Origin of the sequence: Bacillus sp. FSL R5-0512, assembly GCF_038593295.1 — a bacterium.
GTDB classification, from domain to species: domain Bacteria; phylum Bacillota; class Bacilli; order Bacillales; family Bacillaceae; genus Bacillus; species Bacillus safensis.
In genome coordinates this window covers 1,246,226-1,260,876 of the sequence record NZ_CP151982.1, presented here as the reverse complement: position 1 = coordinate 1,260,876, position 14,651 = coordinate 1,246,226, and the positions used below count along the sequence as shown (strand labels likewise).

16 protein-coding genes, 1 pseudogene and 1 riboswitch are annotated in these 14,651 nt (G+C 39.4%); of the genes and pseudogenes, 5 read left to right on the top strand and 12 right to left on the bottom strand.

Annotated elements, in window-relative coordinates; all coding sequences use genetic code 11:
* Positions 1-263: 263 nt before the first annotated feature.
* Complete coding sequence (locus NSQ25_RS06400; protein ID WP_041116436.1) at positions 264-1,283, top strand: acyltransferase family protein; 1,020 nt, start codon at positions 264-266, stop codon at positions 1,281-1,283.
* A 227-nt stretch (positions 1,284-1,510) separates the two neighbouring features.
* Here NSQ25_RS06400 and NSQ25_RS06395 read toward each other — a convergent pair whose 3' ends face one another.
* The 5 genes from NSQ25_RS06395 to htpX form a co-directional block, all read right to left on the bottom strand.
* A complete protein-coding gene (locus NSQ25_RS06395) occupies positions 1,511-1,684 on the bottom strand; it encodes a hypothetical protein (protein WP_170825835.1) in 174 nt (57 codons plus the stop codon).
* Positions 1,677-1,841, bottom strand: a complete 165-nt coding sequence (locus NSQ25_RS06390; protein WP_087975542.1) for a hypothetical protein — start codon at positions 1,839-1,841, stop codon at positions 1,677-1,679. The genes NSQ25_RS06395 and NSQ25_RS06390 overlap by 8 nt, the downstream gene beginning before the upstream one ends.
* A gap of 6 nt (positions 1,842-1,847) precedes the next feature.
* Complete coding sequence (locus tag NSQ25_RS06385; RefSeq protein ID WP_046310749.1) at positions 1,848-2,366, bottom strand: YetF domain-containing protein; 519 nt, start codon at positions 2,364-2,366, stop codon at positions 1,848-1,850.
* A gap of 294 nt (positions 2,367-2,660) precedes the next feature.
* Entirely contained in the window at positions 2,661-4,007 is a 1,347-nt protein-coding gene (locus NSQ25_RS06380; RefSeq protein WP_080701186.1) for a TrkH family potassium uptake protein, read from the bottom strand.
* A 144-nt stretch (positions 4,008-4,151) separates the two neighbouring features.
* Complete coding sequence (htpX, locus tag NSQ25_RS06375) at positions 4,152-5,051, bottom strand: protease HtpX (RefSeq protein WP_041116432.1); 900 nt, start codon at positions 5,049-5,051, stop codon at positions 4,152-4,154.
* Positions 5,052-5,329: 278 nt separating this feature from the next.
* Here htpX and NSQ25_RS06370 point away from each other — a divergent pair, with 278 nt between their 5' ends.
* Together NSQ25_RS06370 and NSQ25_RS06365 are read left to right on the top strand one after the other, a co-directional pair.
* Positions 5,330-6,046, top strand: coding sequence for a DUF1836 domain-containing protein (locus tag NSQ25_RS06370; protein ID WP_025092320.1), 717 nt, complete (start codon positions 5,330-5,332; stop codon positions 6,044-6,046).
* A 123-nt stretch (positions 6,047-6,169) separates the two neighbouring features.
* Positions 6,170-6,367: an alpha/beta-type small acid-soluble spore protein gene (locus NSQ25_RS06365; protein ID WP_034281522.1), complete on the top strand. Its 198-nt coding sequence runs from the start codon at positions 6,170-6,172 to the stop codon at positions 6,365-6,367.
* A gap of 36 nt (positions 6,368-6,403) precedes the next feature.
* Here NSQ25_RS06365 and NSQ25_RS06360 read toward each other — a convergent pair whose 3' ends face one another.
* The 4 genes and pseudogenes from NSQ25_RS06360 to NSQ25_RS06345 form a co-directional block, all read right to left on the bottom strand.
* Positions 6,404-7,582 (bottom strand): anti-sigma factor domain-containing protein, encoded by a 1,179-nt coding sequence (locus NSQ25_RS06360; protein ID WP_326136514.1) that lies wholly within the window; start codon positions 7,580-7,582, stop codon positions 6,404-6,406.
* A complete protein-coding gene (gene sigI, locus NSQ25_RS06355) occupies positions 7,579-8,334 on the bottom strand; it encodes an RNA polymerase sigma factor SigI (protein WP_003210952.1) in 756 nt (251 codons plus the stop codon). Before sigI ends, NSQ25_RS06360 begins: the two co-directional genes overlap by 4 nt.
* A 215-nt stretch (positions 8,335-8,549) precedes the next feature.
* A pseudogene (locus NSQ25_RS06350) lies at positions 8,550-9,441 on the bottom strand (TerC family protein).
* Positions 9,437-9,543: riboswitch (yybP-ykoY riboswitch) on the bottom strand. It overlaps the preceding pseudogene by 5 nt.
* A gap of 77 nt (positions 9,544-9,620) precedes the next feature.
* Positions 9,621-10,235, bottom strand: a complete 615-nt coding sequence (locus tag NSQ25_RS06345; RefSeq protein ID WP_034281519.1) for a DedA family protein — start codon at positions 10,233-10,235, stop codon at positions 9,621-9,623.
* Between the two features lie 246 nt (positions 10,236-10,481).
* On the opposite strand from NSQ25_RS06345, the gene NSQ25_RS06340 reads away from it, so the two are divergent.
* Positions 10,482-12,902 (top strand): EAL domain-containing protein, encoded by a 2,421-nt coding sequence (locus NSQ25_RS06340; RefSeq protein WP_326136515.1) that lies wholly within the window; start codon positions 10,482-10,484, stop codon positions 12,900-12,902.
* Between the two features lie 30 nt (positions 12,903-12,932).
* On the opposite strand, the gene NSQ25_RS06335 is transcribed toward NSQ25_RS06340, so the two are convergent.
* From NSQ25_RS06335 to NSQ25_RS06325, 3 genes are all read right to left on the bottom strand, one after another.
* Entirely contained in the window at positions 12,933-13,397 is a 465-nt protein-coding gene (locus NSQ25_RS06335; protein WP_087975546.1) for a MarR family transcriptional regulator, read from the bottom strand.
* Positions 13,398-13,754: 357 nt separating this feature from the next.
* Positions 13,755-13,919: a stress protein gene (locus NSQ25_RS06330; protein WP_034281517.1), complete on the bottom strand. Its 165-nt coding sequence runs from the start codon at positions 13,917-13,919 to the stop codon at positions 13,755-13,757.
* 37 nt (positions 13,920-13,956) lie between these two features.
* Positions 13,957-14,112 (bottom strand): hypothetical protein, encoded by a 156-nt coding sequence (locus NSQ25_RS06325; RefSeq protein WP_087975683.1) that lies wholly within the window; start codon positions 14,110-14,112, stop codon positions 13,957-13,959.
* A gap of 192 nt (positions 14,113-14,304) precedes the next feature.
* Between NSQ25_RS06325 and NSQ25_RS06320 the strand changes: the two genes are divergently transcribed.
* Positions 14,305-14,634, top strand: a complete 330-nt coding sequence (locus NSQ25_RS06320) for a MerR family transcriptional regulator (RefSeq protein ID WP_024424656.1) — start codon at positions 14,305-14,307, stop codon at positions 14,632-14,634.
* Positions 14,635-14,651 lie beyond the last annotated feature (17 nt).

Genomic DNA, 14,651 nt, shown 5'->3' with positions numbered 1-14,651 from the left:
TCTACAATATTTCTACAATATTTTCATTGTTCCTTCATTCGACTCATAAAAAAAGATAACTTTTTACACGAAGACTGTCTCATTTATTTCATTTGGATGACAGGATTGTATAACGGTTCACTTTTCTTACGCTTCTTTTACAACCATTCTACAATTTCACTTCAAATAGCGAATTGAGCGAAAATGTATTTTAGAATGAGGCAAATAAGGGAACAGTGCACTTAGAACATTTATGTTTGAAATCGAGCAGGAAAGGTGATGTTATGGCATCTTCACGAGATAGTTATTTTGATAATGCGAAATTCCTTCTGATTTTTCTAGTTGTTTTTGGTCATTTGTTACGATCATTCATTCATGATAATGACTGGATGCTCTATTTATACAAGTTTATTTATACCTTTCACATGCCCGCCTTTATTTTAGTTTCTGGCTTTTTTGCAAAAGGGTTTAGAAAACCGGGCTTTATGAAAAAAGTCGCCGTTAAGCTGATCATCCCATATTTAATCTTTCAGGTGATCTATTCGGTTTACTATTATCTCTTGCAGGATCAAAGCATGGCCAATTTAAATCCAATTGACCCACAATGGTCCTTATGGTTTTTAATTAGTTTATTCTTTTGGAATTTGCTGCTCATTCCTTTTTCAAAACTGCCGTTTCACTGGGCGATGATCGTCAGTTTATCGATTGCTTTACTCGTCGGTTATGTGGACAGCATCAGCGATACACTCAGCTTATCACGTACGTTTGTCTTTTTGCCTATGTTTTTAGCTGGATTCTATTTAAAAAAGCAGCATTTTGAATTCATCCGTACAAGCAAAGGAAAGCTGGCAGCACTTTTTGTATTAATGGCTGTGTTCCTGTTTTGCTACTTCTATGAATTTGATTATTCCTTCTTATTTGGCTCAAAGTCGTATGCTTCTCTTGGGGATGAAGGAATGATTGCGGCAATGAAACGAATGGCATGGTATTTGCTTGCATTTGGCGCTACTTTCAGCTTCTTTGCATTAGTTCCAACACGCCGTTTCTTCTTTACAAAATGGGGAACAAGAACGTTATATGTTTATTTATTACACGGCTTTGTGATCAAGCTACTAAGAACCACTTGGTTTGATGACTGGGCGCTAAATGCAGCAAGTGTACTCATTTTATTGCTGCTGACCATTCTGTTAACCTTTACCCTGTCTAGCACTTTTGTCAAAACCGTTGCACAGCCAGTGATCGAGCTCAAAATGACCAATCTCATGCGAACGATCACCGGCAGGCAAGGGAGTTATATCAAATAAAAAACGATCCTTCATGGATCGTTTCAGATTGTTGACAAAGGGCTAAAATGATCTTTATTTTAGCCCTTTGTCTTCCTTTCAGCGTGATAGAAAACCTTTGCAGTCTAGGAAGGGCGAGCACCGGAGCGGAGCGAATTTGACATTCGTGAGCACCGGAGCGCAGAACTGCGGGCGAATGCGAGGGTTTGTCTACACGCTGAAAACGATCCTTCATGGATCGTTTTTTTCTATTTCTTATTCTGCTGACATGCATCGTCTTTCTTTGGCTTCACCAATGTATCAATCCATTTGCTGCTGTTAATATCTCCAAGCTCACTGCCAAATTCCTCTTCTAAAATATCTGGGTCCATTGGCTTTTTATGGTCCTTCATCTCTTTGCTCTTCATATGCTTCTTAGTCACGAGATGCTCCCCCTTGTTTCCCTTTATGAGAATTTCGGTTTGCCTGACGATCTCTTGATTGTTCGTCAAATTGAGTTTGTCCTTGATCATGTGCCATACTTTCTGTCGGCGTCATATTATTTGTTAATGCTTCATTTTTCGCTGCTTTTCTTTTCATCTGCATTCAGTCCTTTTTTGACAGGTTTAGTTCTTCTCTTAATTGGTCAAGGAGTTCTTTCATTTGCTTGACCGTCACTGGCTTTTCCTCAGGTTTTAACTCATAGCCAATTTGCCCATTGGCTTCTAGCGTGGCTTTTTTGAGACAGCTGATGTCAGTGATGCCTTGCTGCTTTAAACGCATTTTAAATTCGTCCCTTGTGAGCCTTGTTTTCTTCAGCTTATGATCAAGCATTTGGCCATCCTGTAAAATCACGACCGATTTGCCTGAAAGCAATTTTTCAAAAAAATCCGATTGAATCGACAGCTTCTCCATAATGACAAGTGCCACAATAAAGATGGTAGCTGCATAAATGGTTTCAAGTAAATTATGCTCAATAAAGGGTTGGATAATAATCGATCCGATTGAAATCATGATGACTGTTTGTTGTACAGTTAATTGACTAATCGATTTAGGCCCTGCTATTCTCAGCAGCAAGGTACCAACTAGCAGCATGACAATTGCTTTCCATAACACATCCAGCACGTCTCGTTCACCTCTTACCTATAGATTGCGAACATCCCATGTGATTTAGACAGTTAGATAATGGAAATAAAAAAACAGCATTCGAATTGAATGCCGTAAGATGTTGACAAAGGGCCAAAATGAAGATCATTTTGGCCCTTTGTTTTCATTTCAGCGTGATAGAAAACCTTTTAAGTCTAGGAAGGACGAGCACCGGAACGGAGCGAATTTGACATTCGTGAGTACCGGAGCGCAGAACTGCGGGCGAATGCGAGGGTTTGTTTACACGCTGACAGCATTCAAATTGAATGCTGTTTAGCCAATAATGACGCGCTCTTTCGGATAATGATAATTCGCTTCGCTTTCTCTCCGGCCTATTAAATATAAAAAGCTTGGAATGCCGATCCGGCCAATAAACATGACCACCATGATGATACATTTACCAAACACAGTGAGATCTGAGGTGATCCCAAGCGACAGCCCCGTTGTTCCGAAAGCAGAGCAGACTTCAAATAAATTTTCAAGAAGTGTATTATGCTCTGTTAAGGATAACAGGAACGTAGCGCCAAAGACCAAAATAAAGGCCATCATGGTTACCATAAGGGATTTATTAATATCCGCTTGATGAAGCTCTCTCTTGAAGATTTTAATGGACTTATTTCCCCTAGCAAAATGAAACAAGGCAAGTAAATTAAGAGCAAACGTAGTTGTCCGAATGCCGCCCCCCACAGAGCTTGGGGAAGCCCCGATAAACATGAGCATACATAAAAATAAAAGCGTCGGTTCCGTCAGCTGCGTAATATCTAACGTTGTCAGCCCCCCGCTTCTTGTTGCAGTCGATTGAAACAAAGAATAGAACAAGATTTCGTGCCAGCTTTTCCCTACAAAGCTAAACCCGGCTTCAAGTGCATAGATTCCAATCGCTCCAACAACGACAAGGCCGCCGAACGTGAGCGTTGTGATTTTTGTAAACAATGAGAATGATGCGTGCTTTCGGTCCTGATTGAACAAATAATCCTTCACTTCCACGAGCACAGGAAAGCCAATCGCTCCAAAGATGATCAGCAGCATCGTAATAAACTGGACGAAATAATCATCTTTGTAAGGAATAAGAGAACTCCCTGTAATATCGAAGCCCCCATTGGTTGTCGCACTAATACTTGAGAAGAAGCCATGTAAGAAAGCGCCTTGCACATCGTAATACTTGAGAAAATACATGCTTAAAATCAGCCCGCCGACAAACTCAATAAGCAAAATTAAATATAAGACCTGCTTCATTAGTTTCACAATTCCAGATAAATTGCTTTGGTTTTGATCTGCCATGATAAGCTTTCTTTCTTTAATTCCAATTCTTTTTCGCATAACTAGCCATACGAAAGTACCGAGCGTCATAATGCCGATGCCTCCGATTTGCAGAACAAATGCAAGGATCCACATCCCTGCCACACTAAATGTTTGTGAGGTGTCGACAACAGTCAGTCCTGTAACACTTACAGCACTCACCGCTGTAAACAAGGCATCAATGAATGTCCATTTGACTCCCTCTTGATGAGCCACTGGCAGGCTGAGAAGAATAAACGACACGGTCACAGCAAGAAAATAATAAAGGGCAATCAACTGAAAAGCTGACAGCCGGTCAATTAGCTTTTTTATAGGATTCATTGTCATTCCTTCTTTTATCTATCTTTTCGAATACCTTTATCATTTTAATGAAAAGAGACATGATTTTAAAGCTATTTTATGCTTTATTTTCTTTTTCATCAAAAAGAAAAGACATCCTGTTAAAGAATGTCTTTTTCCTCTTTCTTATTTTGCTTCTAGTCTTCTGATTCTTTCGTTTAAATCAGGGTGTGTTGAGAAAAGAGAAGCTTTTCGTTTACCGCTGATTTTAAGTGTAGCGACTGCTGTTTGATCATCATCTTTGATTCTTGACGTGTACGCCTCAAGTGAACGAAGCGCATGAATCATTTTATCTTTACCTGCAAGGTCGGCTCCGCCGCGGTCTGCATGGAATTCACGGTGTCTAGAATATGCAAACACGACAAGGCTTCCTAGGATAGAGAAAATGATTTGGAAAACAATCACAGCGATAAAATGAACAATCGGCACAAGCTCTTCGCGTGAAACAAAACGGCTAGCGATCCATGCCGCAATTCTTGAAAGGAACACAACAAACGTGTTGACAATTCCTTGAAGCAGCGTCATGGTCACCATGTCACCATTTGCAACGTGAGCGACTTCGTGGGCGATTACACCTTCAACTGCTGCATCATCCATTTCCTGAAGCAATCCAGTTGATACCGCAACAAGTGATCTTCTCTTAGAAGGACCTGTTGCAAAAGCATTTACTTCAGATGATTGATAAATACCAACCTCAGGCATTTTAGAAAGGCCTGCTGCTCTTGAAAGTCTGTGCACGCGGTCAACAAGCTGCTGCTCATCATATGTTAATGAATCCTTTTCTGGGTTTAACACGCGTACACCCATCATCATTTTTGCCATCCAGCGAGACATTGCAAGTGACATAAACGAGCCAACAAAACCAACAACTGCACTGAATACAAGAAGATAAAGGATATTAAGTCTTCCGTCTGCTCCTATATAAGAACCAACACCAGTTGCTGCACTAATAACCGACAGTACAATACCAATCGTAGTGATAACAAGAATGTTCGTTAATATAAACAGAAATATTCTCTTACCCATACATAACCTCCGCTGTCATATTAAGTTCAAATGAACTTATTAATAAAATTATAAAAATAAACGTCTCAAATTGCAAGGAAAAAGGAATCACTTTCTTTGTTTATCATAACGGCTAAAGCTCCGTCACATCAATATTTACGACATTTGCCCCAGCAGAAAAGTGAACAAATTGTGACGCACAGGTCTGATTTTGAGTTTATTTTGCATTTTCATCAAAAAGAGACTATGATGTTGAATTAGATCAATAATCACGTTTTGACGTACAAATGAGGTGGAACATGGTTACTTTTAAATTAACGAGAATTGACATGACAAGACTTCTGTATTCTCTAAAAGGAGAGGGAGATCTGACTCCGCTTCAGCTTTTGAAACTATCTGTAAAAAATGGCAAGGATCATGACTATGATGAATTAAAGATCCCGTCTTTTTTTGAGAAGCTTGAACGGCGGAAGCAAAAATCAGAGCATGGTCTTTCTACAAATGAAATTGTTGAGCTTGGCAACTTGTGTGAGCTGACTTCTCTTAAATCGACGGCGATCCAAAATTGGATCAAACGTGATATTAAAGATATGATTGGCCATCCAGAGCTTGGCAAGAAGTACTCTATTGATCAGGTCGTTATTTTATTAATTGTCAGGGATTTAAAATCAGTTTTTGACTTCGATACCATACGTATGATCTTATCTGCCTTATTTAACACCATCACAGATCGAACAGATGATATTATTAGTCCAATCCGTTTTTATGAAGCATATGCGCACGTCCTTGATTTTATTTATCACCATACACAATTTCCATTAAAGGAAACAAATTTACGAGAAATAACCGAGGAGCAGACAGACAAGCTTCATGACGAGTTTACAGAATTGACGAAGAGCCAATGGAATTTGATTAAAGGGATTATCAGTTCTACCGTCTTCTCTGTCTTTACTTCTCATTTGCAAAGTACAGCTCAAGAAATGATGTATAATACGCTGCAGCTGAATAAGGGATAAATAAGAACCGAGGTGACCTTCATCATCTCGGTTTTTTGTACAGCAATTGCCAGCATAATTGTACGGCTTTTTTTTCAAAATAAGAAGGCGCAACAAACATGAGGTGAAAGGAGGAATACGAACATGGCAAATCGAAATCAACTTCTTGTTCCTGGAGTAGAACAAGCTTTAGATCAATTTAAATACGAGATCGCTCAAGAATTTGGCGTCACTCTCGGTTCAGATACAGTTTCACGTGCAAACGGTTCTGTTGGCGGTGAAATCACAAAAAGACTCGTTCAACAGGCTCAATCACAAATGGGTAATCAATCTAAATCATGACATGGTGAAATACGCCGGAGCTATTCTGGCGTTTTTTTATTGTTGATATGTGTGCTCATGCCGGTTCTCGCGATAAGGAAACGGTGCACCTTTCCCTTTTTGCTTTGCATGTTCTCTTTTTTGTTCAGCGGATGGATTGTTCTGATCCCTGCTGTTTTTTTTTGCGTGTTTTTCTGCATCACCACGTGATGTACCGTTCCAGTGTCTTCTTTCATCAGGATCAGTTGAGTGATTTTTTTTTTGCTCTTTATCGAAAGAATGATCCTTTTCTTCCTTTATGTTGCTGTCTTTGCTTTCATTATCAGGTTTTTGAGGCTTTTGAACAGATCCTTGCTCTTCCCTCTCTGCCTCCTTCTGCTCTTTGTGCTCAGCTTCAGGAGCCTCTTGATCTGGCTGCATCTCTTCGCTATCGTCTGTCTTTACGTCTTCTTGTTTGTCTTTATCTGCTTGTTCTTCTTCATGTTTCTTAGGATCTTCTTCCTTCACAGCATCGTTCTCTGCTGCGTCTTCATCCTTTTTGATGTCTTCATGTTCTTTATTTTGCATTTCTTGATTTCTAATATATGTTCCTGTTGAAATGCCTGCCTTTTGAGCTTTTTCTCTTGTTTCCAGGTCACTTTCCACAGTTTCCAGCTTATAATTGCGTTTTTGATATTCACCAGAAATGGTGTTAATTTTGCTTTTTACGTTTGTTTTATATGTATTGTCCTGCTTGTTTTCATAAACGGTTGAAATATAAATACTTTTAGAATTGTTCACATATCCTTTTTTGTCACAGTCATCTATAATTTCCTGCACGACTTTGGTCATGTCGTTTTTTTCTAAATCCTTCATACTCGCCAGTACTTGCTTTGCATCTTTATTCAGCGGTGTGACACCGATCACTTGATAATTGTGATCAAGCTTCAGCTCAAAGCTTGGATTAATGTCAATTGTCATATACGCATATGCTTTTTGACTTGAGAAAGATGGCATCATAGTAAAAATTACGACAATAATCGCTGCTATTGATAGGATTCCTGCATTTAACGGACGTAAACGAAGCAGGTCAAAAAAACCGGCTCTTTTTCTTTCGAGACGTGATTCATTCGGAAATGTCACTTCTTGGCCGATTTCATAGTTTTGCTCTTCATATTTTGTCCGCAGAAATTGTCCATCAGGGGTCAGCAGCGTGACATATTTTTTGTTTTTCTCTACTATAATGCCTCTTCTCATGAATTAAGCACCCCTTTAAGGTAATCTTTCAAATACACATAGTCACCTGTCATAATGATCGCCATCGCAATGATATATTTTCTATTTCTCTCAATCGTTTTGCGGCTGACTTCCACTAGCTTTTCCAGCTGTTTGACAGGCAATTGTTTTTTCTGAAATAAAATGGTTCTAAGCTCATCGTGTTCAACGAGTGTATGGGCTACTTTAATGGCATTTTGCCTGGCATCTGCATGCTTTGGTGAATGCTCAAGCAGCTCTTGAAACGTGAGACCGTAAACTTTCAATCGTTCTTTAAAATGTTCAATCTCTTCTCTTCTATGTTCTTGTTCAATTAAACGCCTATATTCATTTGCAGAGAGCTCTGCTTCAATCATGCTTTGAGAGTATTCGCCATTCTCACTTTCTTGCAGGTCCATTTGAACCGTTGGCGCATTTCTTGCTTCTTTTCGAATATAGTCAATCACTTTTCTTTTAATAATTAATTCTGCGAAAGCAAGCAGTGAGTTTCCTTTTTCGGCAGAGTATTTTTCTATCGCTTCATTAAAGGCTATTAAGCCTATGCTGAATTCATCATCTTTTTCATCTATATATCGTTTACAAACGGATGAAACCGTCTTAGCGACAAATGGTTTGTATTGCTCTATTAATGCATTTTGCAGTTCGATATCACCTTGTTGAATACTGATAGCCGACTGCTCTAATGTTTGCTTTTTCTTTCCTTTTTTAAACAAAAGGCTAAGCAATGGTTTCACCTCAGTTCTCCCTATATTACTCATTTATGATAGCTAATTTATGAGGGAAGCGCAAAGGAAGAAATGAGGAATTCATTTCCTGTTACTCAATTATGACATGTATGTCACCATCTACTTTACAATGTTTCGTCTAAAAGCAAAGAAATAAGGGGGTATCTCCCCCTTATTTGTAATATACGTGTTATGAAAATGAAATGATATTTCTTTCAAAAAACCTACTCTCCCAGGCGTGCCTCTTGTTTCTCCTCGTTTTCCTGCCCGCCTTTTCTTGATGGACTTGATAAAAACCAGCCAAATGCTGCAATTGCGAGAAGCACTGTCCAGAAAATGACTTTCCATAATGCTGAATGGATAAAGTGAGACGATACGACACCGATGGCTGGATGTGACAGTGTATAAAGCGTGAGCTTCACACCCACCCATCCGACAATGACAAATGCTGCTGTTTCTAGGCTCGGTCTTGTTTTGAGCAGTTTCACAAAGACCGTTGCTGCAAATCGCATAATAACAAGACCAATGATACCGCCTAAAAGAATAACAATAAATTGACCGCCATCGAGTCCGCCGATTTGCGGAAGACTTGTTTTTGGCAGTGTCACAGCTAAAGCGACTGCCGCTAAAATGGAATCTACAGCAAAAGCAATGTCGGCAAGCTCTACTTTCACGACTGTTGCCCAGAAGCCGCTTTGTTTCATGTTTGTATCTGTTTCCTTTTTCTTAAATACGTGCGATTTTAAAATATGGTGAATGGAAATATAAAGAAGATAAATGGCACCAATGGCTTGAACTTGCCACACATCCACTAAAAACGAAATAAGAAACAGAGAACCAAATCGCATAATAAATGCTCCTGCAAGTCCGTAAAACAGTGCCTTTTTTCTTTGTTTTTCTGGAAGGTGTTTGACCATCACGGCCATGACCAGCGCGTTATCAGCTGCTAAAATCCCTTCTAATCCAATCAGTACGAGCAGAACCCACCCGTACTCTAAAATAATAGCTGCATCCATCATCATTCCTCCTTGTTTTTATCTATTGTCCCACAACAGACAAAGGCTTATGAATGCAAAAAAGACCTTTGCCTGTAATGGCAAAGGTCTTGCTAGACATGTGATATGTAGAATCATGCCAACAAAGCCGATGAACATCAGTCCATGTAATGACGACTTTGTTTCCGGTAAAAACCGGACGCTACTCCCCTTTGGCGGGATTTAGAATATTTAGATTACTTATATCTTAATCAATAGACTCTGAATTGTCAACAGGTGACTTTTGCTCTGATCCATTGATTAGGCAGTTGGCGTTTCTGTTTTTCTTTTTCTTCGTTTTATAAATAGGTACAGAACAAACAATAACACAACACCGATCCCAATTGGTAGAAGATAAGGATCTAACATAGCGCCAACCTCTTTCCAGTTCTCCCCAAGCATAAACCCAAGATACACATATACAAACGTAATTGGTGTAATCGCCAAAAACGTATACAGGCAAAAGACCCACACATTCATCTTAGCAATACCGCACGGGATGGAGATCAGTGTTCTGACTCCTGGTATAAACCGGCCGCTGAATGCGACCAATCCGCCATGCTTTTCAAAGAAAGCATCCGATTTATCAAGTGACTCAGGTTTTATAAAAAAGTACTTTCCATATTTATTTAAAAAGGGTCTGCCGCCGTAACGTCCTAACCAGTACAAGGTCAAAGGGCCAGCCACGCCGCCAATGGAGCCGGCCGCCACAACACCGATAAAGGCCATGTCCCCTTCTGAGACCCAGTAACCCGCAAGAGGCAAAACCACTTCAGCAGGTACAAATTCAATGCATAATGCGAGGAAGATGCCAAAGTATGACAAGTTCTTAAAGGCATCAGCTAATGAAATAATAAAATCTTCGATGTTTATCAATCCCTTTCACACATAATCATTTGACTGATTCTATCTCTTTTAGAATCACACCATATATTAAACGAATAAAACCGAAGAAACGATTCACTTTTCATCGTTTTTTTACATTAAATTTGATTTTACTATAAAAGAAGGATGAAAAAAACGTTGATTGTTTTATTTAAGTGAAGGAAAGGTGAACACAGAAGCCATTCGATCCGATATATTAAGTATATGTCTGTTTTAAGATACAGGAGGTTTTCTTACATGACCCATTTAACAGGAAGCTACAATGGATGGCTTGTCTTTCTGTCAATCGCTGTCGCCGCTGTCGCCTCCTACTCAGCTCTTCATATAGCCAGCAGGGTAGCACAGTCAAGCGGTGCAAAGAAAAAGGTATGGCTGCTCATTGGTGCAATGATCATGGGAATGGGGATATGGTCGATGCATTTTATTGGCATGATGGCATTTCAAATGCGTGTTGGCATTACATATGATACGTCCTTACTGATTTTATCGATTTTGGCCTCATTTATCGGATCCTTGATTGCTTTTTCAATATGCATTCAAAAGCAGGTCTCTAGAAGACGGCTGTTCATTAGTTCAATCACCATGGGTACAGCTATTTGCAGCATGCATTATCTTGGAATGGAATCAATGGCCAATGTCTCAATCAGCTATGATCCAGTCCTCTTTTTTCTTTCATTTTTCATCGCTGCCATTGCCTCCTACTTTTCATTGAAGCTCTTCTTTCGTGTTGACCACATGAAAAGTAAACGGAAGAATTATCTTTTAAAGAGCCTTGGTTCAATGTTGATGGGCGGTGCTATAGCAGGCATGCATTATACTGGTATGGCTGCCTCTACCATGTTTTATCATTCAAATGGACAGGCTGCTGCAGGCGGCTATCTTGAAATGTCACCATTCAGTCTGTCGATTTTCATCGGATTGATGACACTTATTGTTCAAACGCTGATGATCTTTGGTGCCTATATTGATCACCGGATCATGACGCAGTCAGATCAGCTGAAAGAAAATGAACAGCGGTTTCAATCGCTCATCAAACATAATATAGACGGCATTATCGTGTTATCTGTCGATCGAAAGGTTCTTTCTGCAAATGACTCTGGTAAACAAATCTTAGAGTTGTGCAATTCTAAGATTGGTGATGATGTCAGCCAATATGTGATGCCGACTGAGTTGTGGGAAGAATTTATTTCTCAGTCAAAAAAGGCCATCACACGCGAAGCAGAACTGAAAGCAGCAGATCGTTTTTATTATTATCATGTCACTTACATACCTGTTCATGTGAACAATTCACTCGACAGCATTTATCTTGTTTTAAAAGATTTAACGCAGCAGCGGATTGCAGAAAAAGAAATTCATGTGATGGCACATTATGATGCACTAACAGAGCTTCCTAACCGCCGCCACGGCATCAATCATTTAAATGATGTTCTCTCCGCTCAAGAAAAGTCAAAAACATCAACAGCGGTTCTGTTTCTGGACCTAAATCGTTTTAAAATTATTAATGATGCACTTGGTCATAACATAGGAGACTTACTGCTGAAAGCTGCCGCAAACAGACTAACGCAATGTTTACCGGACAATGGCTTTATCGCAAGACTTGGCGGTGATGAATTTTTAATGATCTTTCCCCACATGGATCATGATACACATAAAATCGAACAATTTTCTAAAAATATCATCCATCAATTTGAACGTCCTTTTTTCATTCAGAACCATCAGCTCATTACATCGATCAGCATTGGAATCGCTACCTCTCCGCAAAATGGAAAAAACGGGATGGAACTGATGAGAAAAGCCGATATGGCCATGTATTTATCCAAAAAACATAAGCAAAGCCGTTATGAATTCTTTACCGAATCCATGGAAAGATTGAGTGAGGACAGGTTAAACCGGGAGCTGGAGCTGAGGGATGCCATTCAAAGAGAACAATTTGTCCTTCACTACCAGCCGCAAGTCAGTGCCAAAACAAGAAAAATGACTGGGGTTGAAGCCCTTTTGAGAATGAAGGCACCAGATGGTTCCTTAAAGTCACCTGAAGCTTTTATTGAGCTGGCAGAGGAATCAGGACTGATCATCGATATTGGCAGATGGGTCATTGATACGGCTGGCAAGCAGGCAAAAATGTGGTATGACGATGGGCTAAATATCCCTGTGGCTGTCAATTTATCTGCGAAACAATTCAATTCTGAAGACTTAATTGATTTGATCAAGCTGACACTGAAAAAATACGATCTGAAACCGTCACTCTTGGAGCTTGAAGTCACAGAAAGTATGACAATGGACAATATCAAGCAATCAAAACAGGTGTTAACGTCGTTGAAACAGCTTGGCGTCCGCATTAGTATTGATGATTTCGGTACAGGCCACAGCTCATTAAGCTATTTAAAGGATTTACCGATTCATCGACTGAAAATTGATAAATCCTTTATAGAGGATATTTTAAGTGATTCAAAGTCTGAACAGATTACAGGGGCTATTATAGCGATGGGACATCAATTATCTCTCGAAGTGATAGCAGAAGGTGTTGAAACATTTGCACAGGCTCAGCTATTATCTGCCCAGGGCTGTGACGACCTGCAAGGGTTTTATTATGCCAAGCCGCTGCCAGCAAGCGATATTGAAAAATTCCTCGCCTATCCGGCGCTGCTTGACACATAAAAAAGGTGCCATCATTGGCACCTTTTCGTTTTATCTAAATAATAAATGCTGACTGTGAATACCTGCTTTTTTCAATAGACTAATCAATTGCTCTTGCTCTTCACGCGTCAGACCAGAGAATGCACGCGCAATCCGAAGAGAGTGGATCGGATAAATCTTGTCAAGATAGCTTCGTCCTTTTTCCGTTAAATGGGCATAAACAGACCGTTTATCCTTGGGGTCCTGTTCTCTTTCAATGAAACCATTTCGTTCTAATTTGTCAATTACGTACGTCACATTCCCGCTGACAAGCAGGAGTCTTGAGCCGATTTGCTGAAGCTTTTGAGCACCTCTTGTGTACAGTAATTCAAGAACGGCAAATTCAGTTGGATTGAATCCATGCTCTTTGCTGTCTCTAATACTGTGTTCTGAAACGCTTTTAAATGCTCTTGCAAAAACCTTGTAAAGCGTCATTGAGCGTTCTACTTCTTCTTCATTAAACGATAGTCTCATCACATATCTACCTCTTATAATATTTTTTTAACTTCAAGGCTGTCTTGCGGTGCAGTTGGAGCCTTTCGTAAAAAATAGAAGTACGTTTTTGAAAACCCTTTCAACCACATAAGTGACTCCATTCGTGTTATGTATAAGGTTTCGATATAAACTTTTAAAATCCTTCTTATTTTTCACAATCATCTCGAAAAAAAGCTTTTTCAGCAAACCATCAAGATGCGACACACTTTAACAAAATCTGTAAAGAATCTATGGTTTCTTACACTTCATTCGCCAAATTTCTACAAAATTCAATATTGCTATAATATTAAACACAAAAAAAGAACCCTTTATGTGACATACGCACATTTCAAGGGATTTTTACAAATAGCGCTCTGTTTTGTTGAAAAAGAAATGATACTCTTTTTTTAAGTCACTAATTGTCATGTCCTTGGCCGCATCAGGGCTGTAAACCCCTAATGAACATAGCTGCTTCGTATAATAATGTCTTTCCTTTGCTAAAGCTTCTTTTAATATACGCCGCACCGATTATCCCTCCTATCAAGTGATTTGGATCGGTTGCTTATGAAGACTTCTTATACAAATCATTTTGCATGGCTCTTAGAAGCGCATGTGCATTCTGACCTGCAGCCTGCATGAATTGCTCAAGCAATTCATCCCTCTTCACATCTAATGCGATGATTTCTTTTGCCATACGAATGATCTGTGCTTGCTCCATCATATGCTCCTCCTCCTATGTCAACTCACCATGATTATATGCCGCCGTAAGATGTATTGCACACTCCCTGTTATCTTTCCTTCCATGGTTTTTTCATTTTTTTCGTTTTTGTGTTATATTTTCTAACAAACGATAGGTTTTTTCACTTCTCGTTCTATATAATATGAAGAAAAGACTTGCAGGGGTGAGTATATGACGCAGGAAGATGTATCTTATAAAGATAAAAAAGTCATTTCAATCGGGATTGTCAGTGAGCTAACAGGGCTTTCCGTCAGGCAAATCCGATATTATGAGGAACGTAAACTCATTTACCCCCAGCGCTCAACAAGAGGCACACGGAAATATTCTTTTGCAGATGTTGAACGTTTGATGGACATCGCCAATAAACGAGAAGACGGTGTGCAGACAGCTGAAATTTTAAAAGACATGAAGAAAAAAGAACAAGCGCTAAAAAGCGGACAATTTAAGAAAAAAATGCTGGAAGGCCAGATTAACGCACACTTTCGGTATAAAAATCGTTAAACAAAAAAAGAATCGCT